The following is a 15,139-nucleotide window of genomic DNA, read 5'->3' as shown; positions in this document are numbered from 1 at the left end:
AAGTAGATCGGCCGGCATCGATCCTCCCATGGGGAGAATGTCGGCCGATCATTTTCCCTCAGAACAAGAGCCAAGAACATGCCGACGGGTTACAGGCCGATTTTTCAGATCTCAAGGGGCGGAGATGACATCACAGCCCGATTTCAGGATCGAACGACTTCTATGGTTGTCGAGTTGATGGCCGGCGGTGGAGCACAAGACAGTCTAACCATCACGCTCGATGATCGCGACTTCAAGATCGCAAGCCCGCAGGTCAAAGACCGTCTCGACGTCTCTCTCGGTTACACGGGCATCGGCGTTGCCTTCATGGGTTCCTTCGAAATCAACAAAGTAGTTTATTCCTTCCCGCCTAGATCGATCACAGTTTTCGGCACGACGGCTTCTTCGTTGAACGAATTGAAAACACAGAGAATCAGGAACTTCACCGATAAAACCGTCGAAGAAGTCTTAGCCGAAGCTGGTCGCCCTCTCGGGTTTAAGGTAGACATACACCCGCAAATTGCAGGCGAGAAGCTGCCGAAGTTGGACTCGAACACCTCACTCGGTAGTCTGATCGGGCGTTTGGAATCATCCTTCGACGCGGTGGCGAAAATCAGCGATGGGCGGATCTCAATCGTACCGCGTGCCGGAGGCAAGTCGACCTCAAATTTTGCGCAGCCGACCTATATCCTAAGAGACTACAGCTTCGCAGATCTGGAGGTGACGAAGGAAAGTCGCGGTGAGTACGCTAAAGTCGTCGCTGATTACTTGGATGAAAACGGCAACCGTACGCCGGGAGAGGCGGCTGTGTCGGCGATCACCGGACTTGACACATCCGCTATCTTCAAACTCCCAAACCTCATGCCGTCCAAGGAAGAGGCCGAAGCCAAGGCCAAGAGCGTCATGGCTCAGCTCGACCGCTCCGGCGACAGGATCGCGGCAACCCTCGCGGCGGGCGATCCATGGGTGCGCGATCTCCAACGCATCGTTGTCTCCGGCATCCGCCCTGGAGTCGACGGCAGTTACACGCTCGATGCCGTGCGCCATTCATATGAGAAGAGCAGCGGCCTTCGCACGACCTTCAGCGGCCAAGGTGGCGTGAATGGCCTTGCGTCAGAGTTCGGATCACTGACGAACACCGATGCCGGCGCGATCTCGAACAACGCCTTCGTCCAGGCCGGTCCGGGGCAGGTCTTCGGCGAAGTGCTCGGCCCGGCCGGTACGGTGCTGCCCGGCTCGAACACGTCCACGCCGAGATTGATCGGGGCGCCGATCCCGAACCAGTGAGGAAAAGGCCGCTCGCCCTGATCGTGCAGGAAGCCGAAGGCGAGCCGCGCATTCTCGATACCGACCTCGCCAGGGCGCTTGGAATGTCCCAAGAGAGGGATATTCGATCTAACTCCATAAAGCCGAATCTTGAGGAATTGCAACGGCTTGGACCATTGCGTACAACGAACGCGATGGTAAATGCGGGCTCCGGTGCCCAGCGATCGGTCGAGACCTACTATCTCAACGAAAACCAGGCCGCCTACGTGGCGATCCTGTCGCGCACCCGCGCGGCGGCAGAGATCCGTATCTCGATCATTATGGTGGTCAAAGGCGAGCCGCGCATTCTCGATACCGACCTCGCCAGGGCGCTTGGAATGTCCCAAGAGAGGGATATTCGATCGGACCTCATAAAGCCGAATCTTGAGGAATTGCAACGGCTTGGTATTTTGCGGGAGACTCCCGCAAATTCGGGCCAGAGGGGAAGATCGACCTTCGCCTATTTCCCAAACGAGGAGCAGGCGACTGCCACACCAGCGCCATTCAGTCAAGCACAAAATCCCCACTCGTTTGCGCAACGAGCAAGGTTATGATAGGACAGAATACCCGACGCGAATCGGACACAAGAATAATTGCATCGGTCTTAGCGCTCGCATCAAACGGGCGCAAGGCCATTGAGGAGAGAAAGGGGCGACCCCCTCGCCGAATGCTCTAGCCGGGCGAAGCGAAGGGGCCGCAAATCAGTTGATATGTCGATCCATACCACGTCCCACACCAACACGCAACTTACTGATTCGGCTCCTTTCGATAGTCATCGTCTATCGAACATTACTGCTGAGCCGGTCATTCCGGCCCAGCACAAGAACCGCCTCACCCTTCTTCGGTGCATCGTTCGCACTGTCTGCCGCCGCGTCCATCTGGATCGCTTCGGCCTGCGTCCGATTCAGATCGACCCGCGCCTGATGCCGGCCTTCACGGCTGTTGTGGTGGAGATGGCGGACATCTCCGGCGAACTCGGCGTGACCGATGACATTAAGGTCAAGATGATCGCCGAGACCATCGGCATCTCCACCGCTGATGTGTGGCCGGTCTGGACGGAATGGAAGGCCAAGGCGGAGAGCAACGCCGCCAAGTGCAGCGACGCCGCCCATCGCGCCCTGGATCGTCTTGGTGCCTCCTCCAAGGGGCACACGAAGCTCGCGGATGCGCGTACGATCTCCGAGGCTCTGGCATGGTGGCCGTCCCGTCGTGAAGAGGTCTACCCCCGTCGCAAGGGTGAGCGTCGGGCCAATTCCGGCCTCCCGTTGTGGCTTGGCGAAGGGCGCGAGGAACGGCAGCGCACGGCCGAGTCGAAGCGCTGGACCTACAGCCGCGAAGAACTGCGCATGTGGGTCGGTCGCTATGGCTACAAGGCCGGCACGGTCAAGCGATACGCCTGGACGATGAGCCGGGAAGAATTCGACCGGCTGGTTGCCAAGAAGGAAGCGAAGATCCTGCCGGCCGAGCGGCTGAGCGGGCGGAAGCGTCCTGGCGAGTCGGACTATACAGCCTCAATCCGCATCAGTGCCGAGGCTCCGAAGACCCGCAAACGCGCGTTCTGCGTGACGGCTGCGCGGAGGGAGTACTGCAAGGCTTTCGGTTGCAAAAGGACCACGGCCCTGAGGCGGACGGATGGCCTGAATGCCGGTCAGGTGATGAGTCTGGTCGAGCAGAAACTGTCCCCTCATGGGCAGGATGAGACCGATAAGACTGTCCCCAATGAGACCGATAACAGCCGGGAAAATCACCGTTTGGACCACAATTCTAGAGGGAAGAACGTTCCGTGCGCTTCATCGGGGGACAGGACGGTTGGAGCCGACGAAATCGAGATCGTTCACCAGTGGTATCAAGCGACGAAGGGACGACCGCTGAGGCGGGAGAATCTGAAGAAGATGCGCCAGCGCGGTAAGCTTGAGCGCAACGTGTCGGATGCCTGCGCGTGGTTCGAGGCCGACGGCGATGACGACGACCTGAAACCCATTGCGGAAGCCTGGAACGATGGCTCTCGGGAGCGGGGAAACGAGCGTCGGCAGGCCGAGCGTCACCGGAAGGCCATTCGATCTGGTCCGTTGGCTGAACTGACGGTCCCTGCATAATTCCCTCAAGCTGCGCAAGAAGCGAACCAGGGAATTGGCTGAGGTCTAGGGCGGCGGCAGACAGTCACCGTCCGAGCCGGCACCATCGGGTGAGGTAATTCCTCAACGTCGAGGGCCGCTCCACCTCGATCCTGGTTCGGAAAACTCCAGATAACCGTCGAAATTTTGAGCAATAGGAGATGTGAATTCAAAGACCACACTTTGTGCAGGCGCTCTCCTGTGTTATAACGTACCCACAGGAAAGATCATTATGAGCACGAAGACTTTAGGCGTTGTGATCGACTTTGAGATGGCTATCTTCCAGCCGTATTACGAACAACAGATGATGAAACGCCTCACGCCGCGAGCACTGGAAAAGATCAAGGCGTATGGCAGCTACCCGCTGATGCTGAAGCAAGCGCGGCAGTGGCGGATGTACGACATCAGGGATCGCAAGGCTCGGCCCGAACTGGCCTTCGCGTGGCCCAATCTCTCGGCTGGAGCCGGTGGCCGTTGAACTGGACCCTCACCATCAAAGGCAAGCGCACCGGCACCTATGCGGAGACGCTGGACCTTGCCGACCGCCACGGCGTTCTCGGCCGCTACATCCTCAACGAGTTTGAGAATCGAAGGTGGTTCGTCTTCGTCCCCGGCCAGTGCTGGCACCCGGATGGGACGGAACTGTCATGGGCCCTGGCACGCGATTGCGCGCTGCATCCGGTCAACGCCGCTTCGGAGCAAAGCAAACACCGCCCGGCGGCCTGAATTCCCTGGTTCGCCTTCAAATCTCCAATCAATCGAAAGTGCATATGTCGAACTTCCGTTGGGCCGTGACGCCTCTCACCCGCCGCTCGGTCTCCGCTGCTCTCCTGGCCCCCCGTCTGAAGAGCACGAAGGCGATCGCCATGCCGGCACGCACCATGCGGATCATGTCCGATGCCGAGTGCGGATTGCCCGACGATCCGATCGCGCAGTTGCGGGCCGAGGAAGCCATTCGTGCGGCAATCTCCTATCGCCTGAGGCAGGAATCCAAGGCCGAGCACGCCTCGATCCAGGCCGTCGAAGTCCCTCTCGATGACGAGTCGATCGCCATCCGCAACGTGCCCGCCGACGTGCTTGACGGCATCACGGCCGAGTTGCGCCGTATTGCCGGCCGTCCAAGCCCTCCTAACCCTCTGTCTTAGAACAGTTTCTCAGAACGAAGAACATGACGAACACCTCAATCGAACCCGATGCGCTTCAAAATCCGAACGGCGATCTCATCGTCACGCTCTGCCTCGACCCTGCGGTTGCTGCACAGGTACGTGTCGTGGCGGATCGTTGGGGACTCGACCGTCTCGCCGACGCCGCCGCCGACATTCTCCTCACCGGCTTAATCAGCATCAACAGCACCGCGAGGCGGACGTGATCAGGTCGGTTCCGACGAATCCCCTCGTCAACGTGTCGGTGAACCTGCCGCTCGACCTCGTGTTATGGCTCGATGATCTTGTGGAGGCGTCCCACACTGCTGACGATCCCGAATCGCGTTCAGGCGTCGTGAGGATGATGCTGCGCTTCGCTCAGACCGAGCTTGAGCAAGATTGTGGGGCCAACTCGCCTGAGAATTACGACTGACTTGGTACGCCTGAGTGGACTCTATGCCGATCTCCGATCTGATCTCGACAGCGTTCGCCGAAGCCCGCGCTAGAGACTATGCCACTTCGGATAGATGGCGAACGCTATCATTCAACTGGGGAGGGAGACTCGCGAGTTCGCTCTTGACGCCGGCGATCCAGGGTCATGGCGAGCTAGATGTATTGCTTAGGTGCTATGAAACTGAGATTTCAGCATCTATCGCGTCAGGCAGCGCCGACCCGCACTTCAGATTCAATTATCTGAACATGCTCTCAGAACTTTGGATCCTGAGTGTGTACGAAACGGTGCGAACGGTTAACCAACGCAAAATTGTTGCGGAGAGTGACGCGTTCGAAAATCTATATCTCGACTTGACACTTGTCCGCATGCCTTTGGCAAAGCATGAGATTCCAAAAGACAATCTTGTGAAGAGCCCTCTTAATATGACGCGCGTCCCGTCCAACGCGGAAGCCGGGGCCTCCTATGTCTATGATAAGGGCGATCCTCTAAGATCCCATATTATGCCGTGTGGGGTTTCTGCAAATGGTTCTTTGATGTGGCAGGTTATCGACCTTAAGCGTAACATTGAGTATTGGGTAGAGCGTCGCGGCTTGTCAGACCGCATTCTAGCATTCGCCGTTCCGGTCAACTCGGCCTGAATGCCTCTCTTCAGGCCGGGATAGGAAGAATGGCAGCGCCCGGCTCTCGGGCCGGTAGGGCAGGCACCGGAAAGCGCTCGATGGCATCCCGCATTTGGGCGATCGAGATATGGCGATAACGGGCCGCCGCCCGATCGTCGCTGTGCCCCTGGATAGCGTCCGCGATGGAGTCAGGGATGCCCGCTCGGGACGCTGCCGATTTCCAAAAATGACGGAGCCCGTGAGCGGGTGCTATCCTCTCGTTGTCGAATCCCTGCTCTCGAATCCACGATGCCAGATGGTTTGTCGTGCCCTTCGACGGGTGCTTGGCCTCCGAACCACGCCGTGCGGGTTTGCCGTAGAACAGCGGCGCATGACCCTTGCCCCTGGCGAACTCCACGAAGCCGGTCCTGATGATTTCGGGGTGGAGTGGGACGAAGCGTTCGGAACCGGCATTCTTGAGCGTGGCGCCGTCCGGTGACGGGGCAATCTCGATCCCGATCACACCTTCCCGCTCAACCACCGAGGATCCCCATAGGGCCGCCAACTCGCCGATCCGCGCTCCGGTGAGAGCCGCGAGCATCGGCAACCAGCGGCGATAGGGTAAGGACTCACGCTCAGCCGCCGTAAGGAGCCGAGCTACATCGGCGTCCTGATAAGGCAGCATCGCCGTGCCGGCCTTGCGCTTCGCCGCGACCTGGACCCCGACCGCCGGGTTTTCCTTCACGAGCCGGTTGGCGATGCCCCACCGGTACAGCGCTCTGATACAGGCGAGATCGGAGTCGTTGATCGTCTTGACGGCCCGCCCCGTGGCGAGACGCGCGTCCTTCCAGGCGATGACGTGTTCCGGGGTGATCCTCGACGCCTCATCGTGCCCGACATGTGCTGTCAGGGAGTCGATGATCCCGCGCCACGTGCTGCGCGTGGAGGGTGCCGGGCTGGTCTCACGAGCCCATCGGTCGAATAGGTCGCAGAGAATGATTCCCTGTTCCTTCGCGGTGGCCTCGAACTTCGGGAAGCGCTCTGCGGCAGGGTCGGGCCGCCAGTCGCCCCCAGCACGCCGTTTTAAGGCCCAAGCCGCATCGAGCGCGGCCCGCGCAACACGGCGCATCAGATCCAGTTCATTGACCGAGTCGACGGTGATGCCGTGGCGGTCCAGGGTCCAGAAGGTGAGTCGACCGACCCTTTGCACCAGAGCCCTTTCGCCCTGGTTCGCCTCCATGGCGTCTATCCATTCCGTCAGGTCCGACCCGGTGAAGCCGCCGAACAGGAGATCGGCCGCCACGTCGTCATCGCTTTGACCCTTCGCCTGGATTGCAGGAGCTCCCGAGATCCGACCCTCCAACGCGGCTCGCGTGAGCGCCTTAAACTTCTCCCATCGGTCCGGCGTGCCGGGATTGTCGCCGTGCTCGGAAATGAGCGCGCGATAGACCTCGCCGGCCATCGCATCCAACTGCCTCTGAGACACCGAAGCCGGTGCCTGCCGCACGGCCTCCCACAGGGTTTCGAGATGGGTTGCGAGAGCCAGCGCCCGCACCTTGGCGGTTTCGGGATGGCGGGTGCGCAGGCTGACCTTGGCGAACTCGCCCAGACGGAAGGAAATCGTCTCTTCAGGATCGCGACCGACAGCCGGCAGCGCGAACGTGATCACCCGTCCTTTGACCTGTGCGGCCACATCGGCGGGGATGCGTTTTTTGAACTGAGGCAGCCCTGAATCGGAGCGCGTGGCGTGGCGCTTCATTGTGAAGATCATCGCGTCTGTGACCCGGTTTTGTGTACCGGTCTGACGCCAGAAAGTGAATGATCTCAGTGACTCAGGGGCTTAGGAATATATGGTGCCCAGGAAAGGACTCGAACCTTCACCTCTTGCAAGACTGGTACCTGAAACCAGCGCGTCTACCAATTCCGCCACCTGGGCGCCGGGCCGTTTCCGGTCGGCGATGGGGTTCGTTTAGGGGGCGGCGGCGAAGGCGTCAATCGCTGTTTCGCCGCCGCCTGCCAAAAATGCCGGAGCGGGGTCCGGCGCAGCGCCCGAGCAACACGCCCGCGGCGCGCCGCCTCAGCCGCGCCACTCGCGGATGTCGACGAAGCGGCCGGCCACCGCCGCCGCCGCCGCCATCGCCGGGGAGACGAGGTGGGTGCGGCCGCGCGGGCCCTGGCGGCCCTCGAAGTTGCGGTTCGAGGTCGAGGCGCAGCGCTCGCCGGGCCGCAGCTTGTCCGGGTTCATGCCGAGGCACATCGAGCAGCCGGGCTCGCGCCAGTCGAAACCGGCATCCTTGAGGATGCGGTCGATCCCCTCGGCCTCGGCCTGCGCCTTCACGAGGCCGGAACCCGGCACCACCATGGCCGAGACGCCGTCATGGACCTTGCGGCCCTCGACCATCCTGGCGACGATGCGCAGATCCTCGATCCGCCCGTTGGTGCAGGAGCCGATGAAGACCCGGTCGAGGGTGATGTCGGTCATCCGCATGCCCGGCGTCAGGCCCATATAGGCCAGCGCCTTCTCCTTGGACTGGCGCTTGTTCTCGTCGGCGATCTGCGCCGGATCGGGCACCGTGCCGAGGATCGAGACGATGTCCTCGGGCGAAGTGCCCCAGGAGACCAGCGGGGGGAGGTTCGCCGCGTTGAGACGGATCTCGCGGTCGAAATGCGCGCCCTCGTCGGTGACGAGGCTCTCCCAGTAGCGGCGGGCGGCGTCGAACGCGGCGCCCTTCGGCGCTTTCGGGCGGTCCTTGACGTAGGCGTAGGTGGTCGCGTCGGGGGCGACCATGCCGGCGCGCGCACCGCCCTCGATCGACATGTTGCAGATCGTCATCCGACCCTCCATCGAGAGGGAGCGGATCGCCTCGCCGGCGTACTCGATGACGTGGCCGGTGCCGCCGGCGGTGCCGATCTCGCCGATGATCGCCAGCACGATGTCCTTGGCGCTGACGCCCGGCGGCAGGGTGCCGTCGACCGTCACCCGCATGTTCTTGGCCTTGCGCTGGATCAGCGTCTGCGTGGCGAGCACGTGCTCGACCTCGGAGGTGCCGATGCCGTGGGCCAGCGCGCCGAAGGCGCCGTGGGTCGAGGTGTGGGAATCGCCGCACACGATCGTCTGGCCCGGCAGGGTGAAGCCCTGCTCCGGCCCGATGATGTGGACGATGCCCTGGCGCCGGTCGAGGGCGTCGTAGAACTCGATGCCGAAGTCGCGCACGTTTTCGGCGAGCGCCTCGAGCTGGGTGCGGCTCTCGGGATCCTCGATGCCCTTGGAGCGGTCCGACGTCTGGACGTTGTGATCGACCACGGCCAGCGTCTTGTGCGGCGCGCGCACCCGGCGGCCGGCCACGCGAAGCCCCTCGAACGCCTGGGGGCTCGTCACCTCGTGCACGAGGTGGCGGTCGATGTAGAGGAGGGCGGAGCCATCCGGCCCAACATCGACGACGTGGTCGTCCCAGATCTTGTCGTAGAGGGTGCGCGGCGCGGTCATGATACGGCTGTTCTGACGGGTTGAAGGCTCCATCGCGGACAATGCCCCCGCCGGGCCGCGGAGACCGTGCGGCCGGATCGGGGGGATATCCGGAAGAGCTCTTGTGTAATGCGCCTCGGGCCATTTCGGAAGGGCGGCGGCGCACATGCGATGCAGATGACAGTTTCGCCGCCGGCTCGCGTCGCGGGCCGGGCACGGCTGGACCGGCGCGGGCGGCCGCATTACTCCGGACCGGTCATTTGCAGACCTTCCCCATCGCTCTTCGGGAGGCCGTGAGCCGGTGCCGCCAGCCGAGACGCCCGACATCCTGCTGATCCGGCAGACCCGGCCCGACGTGGGCGGGCGGCTCGCCGAACGGTTCCGCCTGCACCGGCTGGAGGAGGCGCCCGACCGCGCGGCGTTCCTCGACGCGGTCGGGCCGCGCATCCGGGGGCTCGCGGTCGGCGCGATGTCCCCGATCGATGCCGCCCTGTTCGACCGGCTGCCGCGGCTGGAGATCGTGGCGAGCTTCGGCGTCGGCTACGACACCATCGACGCGGCCGAGGCGCATCGCCGCGGCATCGTCGTCACCCACACGCCGGACGTGCTCTCCGACGAGGTGGCCGACCTCGCGATCGGCCTGCTGCTCGCCACCCTCCGCCGCATCCCGCAGGCAGACCGCTACCTGCGCGCCGGGCGCTGGCACGGGGGCAGCTTCCCGCTCACCACGAGCCTCCGGGAGCGCCGGGTCGGCATCCTCGGGCTCGGGCGGATCGGCCGGGCGATCGCCCGGCGCCTCGAAGGCTTCGACGTCACCATCGCCTATCACGGCCGGACGCCCCAAGCCGACGTGCCGTACGCCTACCACGACAGCCTGCTCGGGCTGGCGCGGGCGGTCGACACGCTGATCGTGGCGGCCCCCGGCGGACCGGGCACGAACGGGATCGTCGACGCCGCGGTGCTGGCAGCGCTCGGGCGCGAGGGCATCGTCGTCAACATCGCCCGCGGCAGCGTCATCGACGAGGCGGCGCTGGTCGATGCGCTCCGGTCGGGAGCGATCCACGGGGCGGGACTCGACGTGTTCGCCAGCGAGCCGCACGTGCCGCAGGCGCTGATCGACCTCGACCAGACCGTGCTGCTGCCGCATGTCGGCTCGGGCTCCCACTACACCCGCGCGGCGATGGGCCGGCTGCTCACCGACAACCTGTTCTCCTGGTTCGACGGCAAGGGGCCGGTGACGCCGGTGCCGGAGACGCCCTGGACCGGCCGGCGATGAGGAACCCGACGATGAGGCGCACGGCAAGAGCCGGGATTCTGGCCGGGATTCTGGCCGCGGTCCTGGCCGCGCCGGCGATGAACACGGCCTCGGCCCAGGAGACCCCGTCCGCCCCGGAGCTGGCGCCCGCGCCGGTGCCACCGGCGACCTCGCCCGCGGAGGACGCGGCGCCGGCCGGGCCGACGACCGTGCCCGGCAGCTCGCCCGGCCCCTCGACCATCACCTTGCCCACCACCCTGGCGGGGGCGGCGGGCACCTGGGATCTCTCCCTGGACGGTGGCCGGCGGCGCTGCGTCTTGACGCTCGCCATGGATACGAGCCCGAGCGGACGTGTGGCGCGGTTTCCCGCCGGCTGCCGCCGGGCGCTGCCGCTGATGGCCGGCATCGGCGGCTGGCTGTTCACGGGCGAGGGCCTGCGCCTCGTGGATCGGAACCTGCGGCCGATCCTGGCCTTCGCCCGGAACCCGGACGGAATGAGCCTCGGCGCCACGGCCGAGAACGGCGAGCACTACAACCTCGTGCCGCTGCAGATCGCGGCGATGCAGCCGCCCGCCGCCCCCGGCGCGGCGGTTTCGACCCCGACGGCGGTCGCGGCGGACGGCGCCGCTCCGGCGGCCGCCCCGCCGGAGAAGCTGGCGGACGGGCCCGCTCTCGGGCTCTACGCCCTCGACCGCGCCGAGCAGAAGGATGTCTGCCGCCTCGAATTCTCGGCGCCCATCGAGGCCGGGAAGGACACGGCGCCTCTCCGGGTGCTGCCGGATTGCCGCGACAGCGGGATCACGGTGTTCGATCCCGTGACCTGGCGCTTCGCCAACGGCCACCTGACCCTGAAGGCGCGCCGGGGCCACGCGGTGAACCTCGTGGCGGTCGGGGACGGGCGCTGGCGGCGCGATCCCGAGATCGGCGCGCCCCTCGTGCTCAGGAAGGTCGAGCCGTAGGCCGGGCCGCTCAGAATAGCGGCCGCAGGGCGAGGTGCAGCCCGAGGCCGAGGAGGCCGACGAAGAAGCAGCGGCGAAACACGCGCTCGCTGACCCGGCCTCGCACCCAGCCGCCGAGCATCATGCCGAGCAGGGCCGGCACGAGGGCGATGAGGGAGGTGCCGGCGACGCTGAGCGAGAGGGCGCCGCCGCCCGCCAGGGCGACGGCCAGCGCCATCGTGGAGACGGTGAAGGAGAGGCCCAACGCCTGGATCAGGTCGTCCTTGGTCAGGCCCAGCGCCCCGAGATAGGGCGCGGAGGGGAACGAGGAGACGGCGGTCGCCGCCGTCACCAGCCCGGTCGCGGCGCCGACGAGCGGCCCGAGCCAGCGCTCGGCCGCGGGCGGAACGTGGAGCCGCAGGGCGGCGAGCCCCACCACGGCGTAGGCGATGAGGGCGAGGCCGAGGAAGACCGTGGCCTCGGCGCCGTAATTGCCATGAAGGATCCCCGCCGCGACCAGGGTGCCGACTACGCTCGCCGCCAGCATCGGCCAGAGCCGGCGCACCAGCGTGCCGAAGCGCGGCCCCGCGGCGAGCTGCCAGACATTGGTGACGAAGGCGGGCACGACGAGCAGGGCCGCGGCCTGGACCGGTGCCATGACGAGGCTCAGGAGGCCCATGGCGACGGGCGGCAGGCCGAGGCCGACCATGCCCTTGACGAAGCCGGCGAGGAGGAAGGCCGACGCCGCCACGGCGAGGGGGAGGGGATCCATGGAGAGGAGCATGCGCGTGTTCTGACCGGGGGAGGGGATGCTGGCGAGGGCGACGTTCAGTCGTGGAGCAGCATGTCGCGCAGGATCGCCTGCCGGGCGGCCTCCGCGTCGGACGGCGGCGCGGGCGGACGCGCGACGGCGGGCGCCGGCCGGGCGATCGCCGCCGGCGGCGCCTCGGTGCAGGCGCGCTGGCCGGCATCGTATCGGGCGATCGCGACCAGCGCGGTGAAGGCCGCGAGGAGGAGGGCCGCCGTTTCGAGCCGGGCGCCGCCCGAGCGGATCGTGGTCTGTGCGTCGCGTGCCATCGCCCGAGTGTCGCATCCCGCAGCGGCGCGACAATGCGGAAGTGGCCCGCACCAGCCTTCGGCTGAGCCGAACCCTTGGCCGAAGCCCTTGCCCAGCGCTGGCGCCTCGCCGACGATGAGGCCATGCGCTTCGACCTGACCGACCTGCGCCTGTTCCTCCACGTCGTCGAGGCGGAGAGCATCACCCGCGGCGCCGAGCGGGCCGGGCTGGCGCTCGCCTCGGCGAGCGAGCGCATCCGCGGCATGGAGGCGGATGGCGGCGTGCCGCTGCTGGAGCGCCATGCCCGCGGGGTGCGGCCGACGCCGGCCGGTCTCGCGGTGGCGCATCACGCCCGGCTCGTGCTCGGCCAACTCGAACAGATGCGCGGCGAACTCGGCCAGTATGCCCACGGCCTGCGCGGCCATGTGAGGCTCCTGTCGATCACCGCGGCCGCTGCCGCCTTCCTCCCCGACGCCCTGTCGGGCTTCCTTGCCGCCCATCCGAGCATCGATGTCGATCTGGAGGAGCGCACCAGCCGCGAGACCGTCGACGCCCTGGCCGGGGGGCTCGCCGATATCGGCATCGTCGCCGACACGACCGATCTCGGCGCGCTCGAAACCCGGCCGCTCCACCTCGACCGGATCGTCCTCGTGGTGCCGGCGGGCCACGCCCTGGCACGGCGGAGCGGCGTCGCGTTCCGGGAGGTGCTGGAGGAGCCCCTGGTCGGCCTGAGCCACGGCCGGGCGCTCCAGGCGCATCTCGCCACCCACGCCGCCCGCGCCGGCCGACCGTTCAAGCTCCGGGTTCGGCTCAACGGCCTCGACGCGGTCTGCCGCATGGTCGAGCGGGGCGTCGGCGTGGCGATCGTGCCCGAGGCGACGGCGCGGCGCGCGGCCGAGACGCTGGCGATCCGCGCGATCCCGATCGACGAGCCCTGGGCCCTGCGCCGCCTGCGGCTCTGCGCCCGCAGCTTCGCGGCGCTCCCGCCGCACGCGCGCCAGCTCGTCGAGCACTTGGTCGCCCATCTCGGCGCGGCGGAAAATCCAGGTTCCGAAAGGACGGGTCCTTCCGCGGGTCCGGGGCACAGCCCCGGTTGAAGGGAAGCCGGGGTTCCATCCCGGCGCCCCGCCGAGGGGACGATCCCTCCGAAAAACCCGCGACGCGTGACGGAGACGGTCGATCAGACCGTTTCCGGTTGATTGGTTCGGTTTGGACCACCGCCGTCATCCCGGGGCCGCGCAGCGGAACCCGGGATGACGGGAAGCAGCATTTCAAGGAATCAACCGGAAACCGTATCAGACGCGCAGATAGCTCCAACCCGCTTCCTGAAGCGCGACGAGCCGGACGGCTCCGGCGCGGACCACGCCCACGTTCGGCAGCAATTCCAGCTTGCGTCCCTCCCCATGCTCCATCGCCGTGATGGTGTTGCCGCAGGCCACGATCACGATGCCCGGAACGCTTTCCGTCACGGAGCGGATGCGCGCCTTGGCCGGCGAGGTGTCGGCGCGGACCATGTGCAGGCCCGGACCGTAGGCGACGATCTCCACCTGGAACTCCTCCGCGACCTCACCGTATTCGCGCGCGAGGTTCACGGCATTGTTGAGGGCGAGATCGAACACACCGGCATCGTTCGTGCTGACCTGCATCGCGACCCGATGCACCGTCACGCCGGTCTCGGCCGCCTTCACGCGCGTGGCCAGGAGGCCGGCCATCAGCGCCGCGATGCCGGACACGCCCCTCCGCGACACGACCATCTCCGACCCTCCCGATCCCGAGCTCCCCTCGGCCGCCCCGCGCCTGGCCGCACCTGGTGAGCCTTATGGCACGGCCCGCGACCGACCGCCTCATGCGGGCACGAACCGGTAGGCCTCTCCGGCTCTCTCGACGCGGCCGATCCCCGGTTCCGGCAAGTGGAAGCCGACCAGCGTTATGCGGTCGTTGGCCAAGCGGTCGAGCAGGGCAAGACGGGTTCGGGCCGCGAGGTCGCGGTCGAGGTCGCTCCCGAACGCCCAGGCGGGCCGACGGAAGGAGACCAGGGCGTGGCTCAGGGCATCCCCGCCGATCAGGACTTGCTCACGGCCGGCCGCGACGAGCACGGAGGCGTGTCCGGGCGTATGGCCCGGCGTCGCCACGTAGGTGAGGCCGGGGGCGATCGCCTCACCGGGCTTGCGGCGCTCCATCTTGGCTTCGAGGCGCCTCAGGATGCGACGCGACCCGACGGCGAAGCCCTTCAGCCAGTCGGGCACCACGGTCTCGACGTCGTCGCGGGTCCAGAAGTCCCATTCGGCCGCCGGCACGACGTAGCGGGCATTGGGGAAACGTTCGCTGTCGTCGAAATCGTCGACGGCGCCCCAGAGATGATCGGGGTGCGCGTGCGTGAACACGACCTGGGTGATCGCCTCCGGCGCGACGTTCAGGCCCGCCAGGGTCTCGGCGAGCCGTCCCGCCGTCGGCTGGAACGAACCGCCCGAGCCCGCATCGATCAGGATGATCTCGCCGCCGACGCGCAGGAGGCTCGCATTGGTCGGGATCGGACGTGCCTCCGCGGGCTGTCCCTCGGCCCTGAACGCCGCCTCCACCTCCGCGCGCGGCGTGTCGGGGAGCATGAAGGCGAGGGAGGACGTGAGCGTCCCGTCGCTGGCCGTTTCCACCGTGGCCTCGCCGATCCGGACCGGGATCGTGGTCGCCGCCGCCCGCTCCGCCGGCCATGCGGACGCCAGTAGCGCCGCCATGCCGGCCACAGCCGTGCGCCTGTCGCACCCCCGGAGGGCCGGCCTCCGCACCTTCTGCTCGGGAAGGGCGCTCATCGGCCGATCTCTCGCATCCCGAC

The 15,139-nt window shown here is 66.3% G+C and carries 18 protein-coding genes and 1 tRNA gene; 12 read left to right on the top strand and 7 right to left on the bottom strand.

The genetic code is table 11. The annotated features are described in order from the left end of the window. Positions 1-162: 162 nt before the first annotated feature. From ABS772_RS23715 to ABS772_RS23675, 9 genes are all read left to right on the top strand, one after another. Positions 163-1,266 (top strand): hypothetical protein, encoded by a 1,104-nt coding sequence (locus tag ABS772_RS23715; protein ID WP_350397144.1) that lies wholly within the window; start codon positions 163-165, stop codon positions 1,264-1,266. Between the two features lie 23 nt (positions 1,267-1,289). Next, the gene (locus ABS772_RS23710; protein ID WP_350397143.1) at positions 1,290-1,838 is read left to right on the top strand and encodes a hypothetical protein; all 549 of its coding nucleotides are present in this window, start codon (positions 1,290-1,292) and stop codon (positions 1,836-1,838) included. 156 nt (positions 1,839-1,994) lie between these two features. Next, positions 1,995-3,380 carry a hypothetical protein gene (locus tag ABS772_RS23705; RefSeq protein WP_350397142.1) on the top strand — a complete coding sequence of 462 codons (1,386 nt, stop codon included), beginning with the start codon at positions 1,995-1,997 and terminating at the stop codon, positions 3,378-3,380. Between the two features lie 250 nt (positions 3,381-3,630). Beyond that, positions 3,631-3,876: a hypothetical protein gene (locus ABS772_RS23700; RefSeq protein WP_350397141.1), complete on the top strand. Its 246-nt coding sequence runs from the start codon at positions 3,631-3,633 to the stop codon at positions 3,874-3,876. After that, positions 3,873-4,124 carry a hypothetical protein gene (locus ABS772_RS23695; protein WP_350397140.1) on the top strand — a complete coding sequence of 84 codons (252 nt, stop codon included), beginning with the start codon at positions 3,873-3,875 and terminating at the stop codon, positions 4,122-4,124. The genes ABS772_RS23700 and ABS772_RS23695 overlap by 4 nt, the downstream gene beginning before the upstream one ends. 44 nt (positions 4,125-4,168) lie before the next feature. Further along, positions 4,169-4,543, top strand: coding sequence for a hypothetical protein (locus tag ABS772_RS23690; RefSeq protein WP_350397139.1), 375 nt, complete (start codon positions 4,169-4,171; stop codon positions 4,541-4,543). A gap of 23 nt (positions 4,544-4,566) precedes the next feature. Further along, on the top strand, positions 4,567-4,767 hold the full coding sequence (locus ABS772_RS23685; RefSeq protein ID WP_350397138.1) for a hypothetical protein: 201 nt from the start codon (positions 4,567-4,569) through the stop codon (positions 4,765-4,767). Next, positions 4,764-4,973 carry a hypothetical protein gene (locus tag ABS772_RS23680; RefSeq protein ID WP_350397137.1) on the top strand — a complete coding sequence of 70 codons (210 nt, stop codon included), beginning with the start codon at positions 4,764-4,766 and terminating at the stop codon, positions 4,971-4,973. The genes ABS772_RS23685 and ABS772_RS23680 overlap by 4 nt, the downstream gene beginning before the upstream one ends. Before the next feature lie 143 nt (positions 4,974-5,116). Next, a complete protein-coding gene (locus ABS772_RS23675) occupies positions 5,117-5,632 on the top strand; it encodes a hypothetical protein (protein ID WP_350397136.1) in 516 nt (171 codons plus the stop codon). 10 nt (positions 5,633-5,642) lie between these two features. Here ABS772_RS23675 and ABS772_RS23670 read toward each other — a convergent pair whose 3' ends face one another. The 3 genes from ABS772_RS23670 to leuC form a co-directional block, all read right to left on the bottom strand. Then, positions 5,643-7,352 carry a tyrosine-type recombinase/integrase gene (locus tag ABS772_RS23670; protein ID WP_350397135.1) on the bottom strand — a complete coding sequence of 570 codons (1,710 nt, stop codon included), beginning with the start codon at positions 7,350-7,352 and terminating at the stop codon, positions 5,643-5,645. 92 nt (positions 7,353-7,444) lie between these two features. Then, positions 7,445-7,529: transfer RNA gene (locus ABS772_RS23665), tRNA-Leu, on the bottom strand. A gap of 141 nt (positions 7,530-7,670) precedes the next feature. Next, positions 7,671-9,080, bottom strand: coding sequence for a 3-isopropylmalate dehydratase large subunit (leuC, locus tag ABS772_RS23660; protein WP_350397133.1), 1,410 nt, complete (start codon positions 9,078-9,080; stop codon positions 7,671-7,673). Positions 9,081-9,360: 280 nt separating this feature from the next. Between leuC and ABS772_RS23655 the strand changes: the two genes are divergently transcribed. Both ABS772_RS23655 and ABS772_RS23650 read left to right on the top strand, forming a co-directional pair. Beyond that, positions 9,361-10,335, top strand: coding sequence for a 2-hydroxyacid dehydrogenase (locus tag ABS772_RS23655; protein WP_350397132.1), 975 nt, complete (start codon positions 9,361-9,363; stop codon positions 10,333-10,335). After that, positions 10,332-11,273, top strand: coding sequence for an AprI/Inh family metalloprotease inhibitor (locus tag ABS772_RS23650; RefSeq protein WP_350397131.1), 942 nt, complete (start codon positions 10,332-10,334; stop codon positions 11,271-11,273). Before ABS772_RS23655 ends, ABS772_RS23650 begins: the two co-directional genes overlap by 4 nt. Positions 11,274-11,283: 10 nt before the next feature. Here the strand turns inward: ABS772_RS23650 and ABS772_RS23645 are convergent, their stop codons facing one another. Next, the gene (locus tag ABS772_RS23645) at positions 11,284-12,036 is read right to left on the bottom strand and encodes a sulfite exporter TauE/SafE family protein (protein WP_238254891.1); all 753 of its coding nucleotides are present in this window, start codon (positions 12,034-12,036) and stop codon (positions 11,284-11,286) included. Positions 12,037-12,080: 44 nt separating this feature from the next. Next, positions 12,081-12,329 carry a hypothetical protein gene (locus ABS772_RS23640; protein WP_350397130.1) on the bottom strand — a complete coding sequence of 83 codons (249 nt, stop codon included), beginning with the start codon at positions 12,327-12,329 and terminating at the stop codon, positions 12,081-12,083. A 123-nt stretch (positions 12,330-12,452) separates the two neighbouring features. Between ABS772_RS23640 and ABS772_RS23635 the strand changes: the two genes are divergently transcribed. Then, positions 12,453-13,406: a LysR family transcriptional regulator gene (locus ABS772_RS23635; RefSeq protein ID WP_350397159.1), complete on the top strand. Its 954-nt coding sequence runs from the start codon at positions 12,453-12,455 to the stop codon at positions 13,404-13,406. A gap of 198 nt (positions 13,407-13,604) precedes the next feature. On the opposite strand, the gene ABS772_RS23630 is transcribed toward ABS772_RS23635, so the two are convergent. Together ABS772_RS23630 and ABS772_RS23625 are read right to left on the bottom strand one after the other, a co-directional pair. After that, a complete protein-coding gene (locus ABS772_RS23630; RefSeq protein ID WP_350397129.1) occupies positions 13,605-14,063 on the bottom strand; it encodes a DsrE family protein in 459 nt (152 codons plus the stop codon). A 90-nt stretch (positions 14,064-14,153) separates the two neighbouring features. Beyond that, positions 14,154-15,116 carry an MBL fold metallo-hydrolase gene (locus tag ABS772_RS23625; protein WP_350397128.1) on the bottom strand — a complete coding sequence of 321 codons (963 nt, stop codon included), beginning with the start codon at positions 15,114-15,116 and terminating at the stop codon, positions 14,154-14,156. Positions 15,117-15,139 lie beyond the last annotated feature (23 nt).

It is taken from the genome of Methylorubrum podarium, from assembly GCF_040270385.1.
Lineage (GTDB): Bacteria > Pseudomonadota > Alphaproteobacteria > Rhizobiales > Beijerinckiaceae > Methylobacterium > Methylobacterium podarium.
Note: the sequence above shows the minus strand (reverse complement) of the source record. Positions and strands in the feature narration are given on the sequence as shown.

What these genes read in the sequence shown, in the direction of transcription:
- ABS772_RS23715 (WP_350397144.1), top strand. Translation starts at nt 163, where the DNA reads ATGGTTGTCGAGTTGATGGCCGGCGGTGGAGCACAAGACAGTCTAACC.
- ABS772_RS23705 (WP_350397142.1), top strand. Translation starts at nt 1,995, where the DNA reads ATGTCGATCCATACCACGTCCCACACCAACACGCAACTTACTGATTCG.
- ABS772_RS23700 (WP_350397141.1), top strand. Translation starts at nt 3,631, where the DNA reads ATGAGCACGAAGACTTTAGGCGTTGTGATCGACTTTGAGATGGCTATC.
- ABS772_RS23690 (WP_350397139.1), top strand. Translation starts at nt 4,169, where the DNA reads ATGTCGAACTTCCGTTGGGCCGTGACGCCTCTCACCCGCCGCTCGGTC.
- ABS772_RS23685 (WP_350397138.1), top strand. Translation starts at nt 4,567, where the DNA reads ATGACGAACACCTCAATCGAACCCGATGCGCTTCAAAATCCGAACGGC.
- ABS772_RS23670 (WP_350397135.1), bottom strand. Translation starts at nt 7,352, where the DNA reads ATGAAGCGCCACGCCACGCGCTCCGATTCAGGGCTGCCTCAGTTCAAA.
- leuC (WP_350397133.1), bottom strand. Translation starts at nt 9,080, where the DNA reads ATGACCGCGCCGCGCACCCTCTACGACAAGATCTGGGACGACCACGTC.
- ABS772_RS23650 (WP_350397131.1), top strand. Translation starts at nt 10,332, where the DNA reads ATGAGGAACCCGACGATGAGGCGCACGGCAAGAGCCGGGATTCTGGCC.
- ABS772_RS23645 (WP_238254891.1), bottom strand. Translation starts at nt 12,036, where the DNA reads ATGCTCCTCTCCATGGATCCCCTCCCCCTCGCCGTGGCGGCGTCGGCC.
- ABS772_RS23640 (WP_350397130.1), bottom strand. Translation starts at nt 12,329, where the DNA reads ATGGCACGCGACGCACAGACCACGATCCGCTCGGGCGGCGCCCGGCTC.
- ABS772_RS23635 (WP_350397159.1), top strand. Translation starts at nt 12,453, where the DNA reads ATGCGCTTCGACCTGACCGACCTGCGCCTGTTCCTCCACGTCGTCGAG.
- ABS772_RS23630 (WP_350397129.1), bottom strand. Translation starts at nt 14,063, where the DNA reads ATGGTCGTGTCGCGGAGGGGCGTGTCCGGCATCGCGGCGCTGATGGCC.
- ABS772_RS23625 (WP_350397128.1), bottom strand. Translation starts at nt 15,116, where the DNA reads ATGAGCGCCCTTCCCGAGCAGAAGGTGCGGAGGCCGGCCCTCCGGGGG.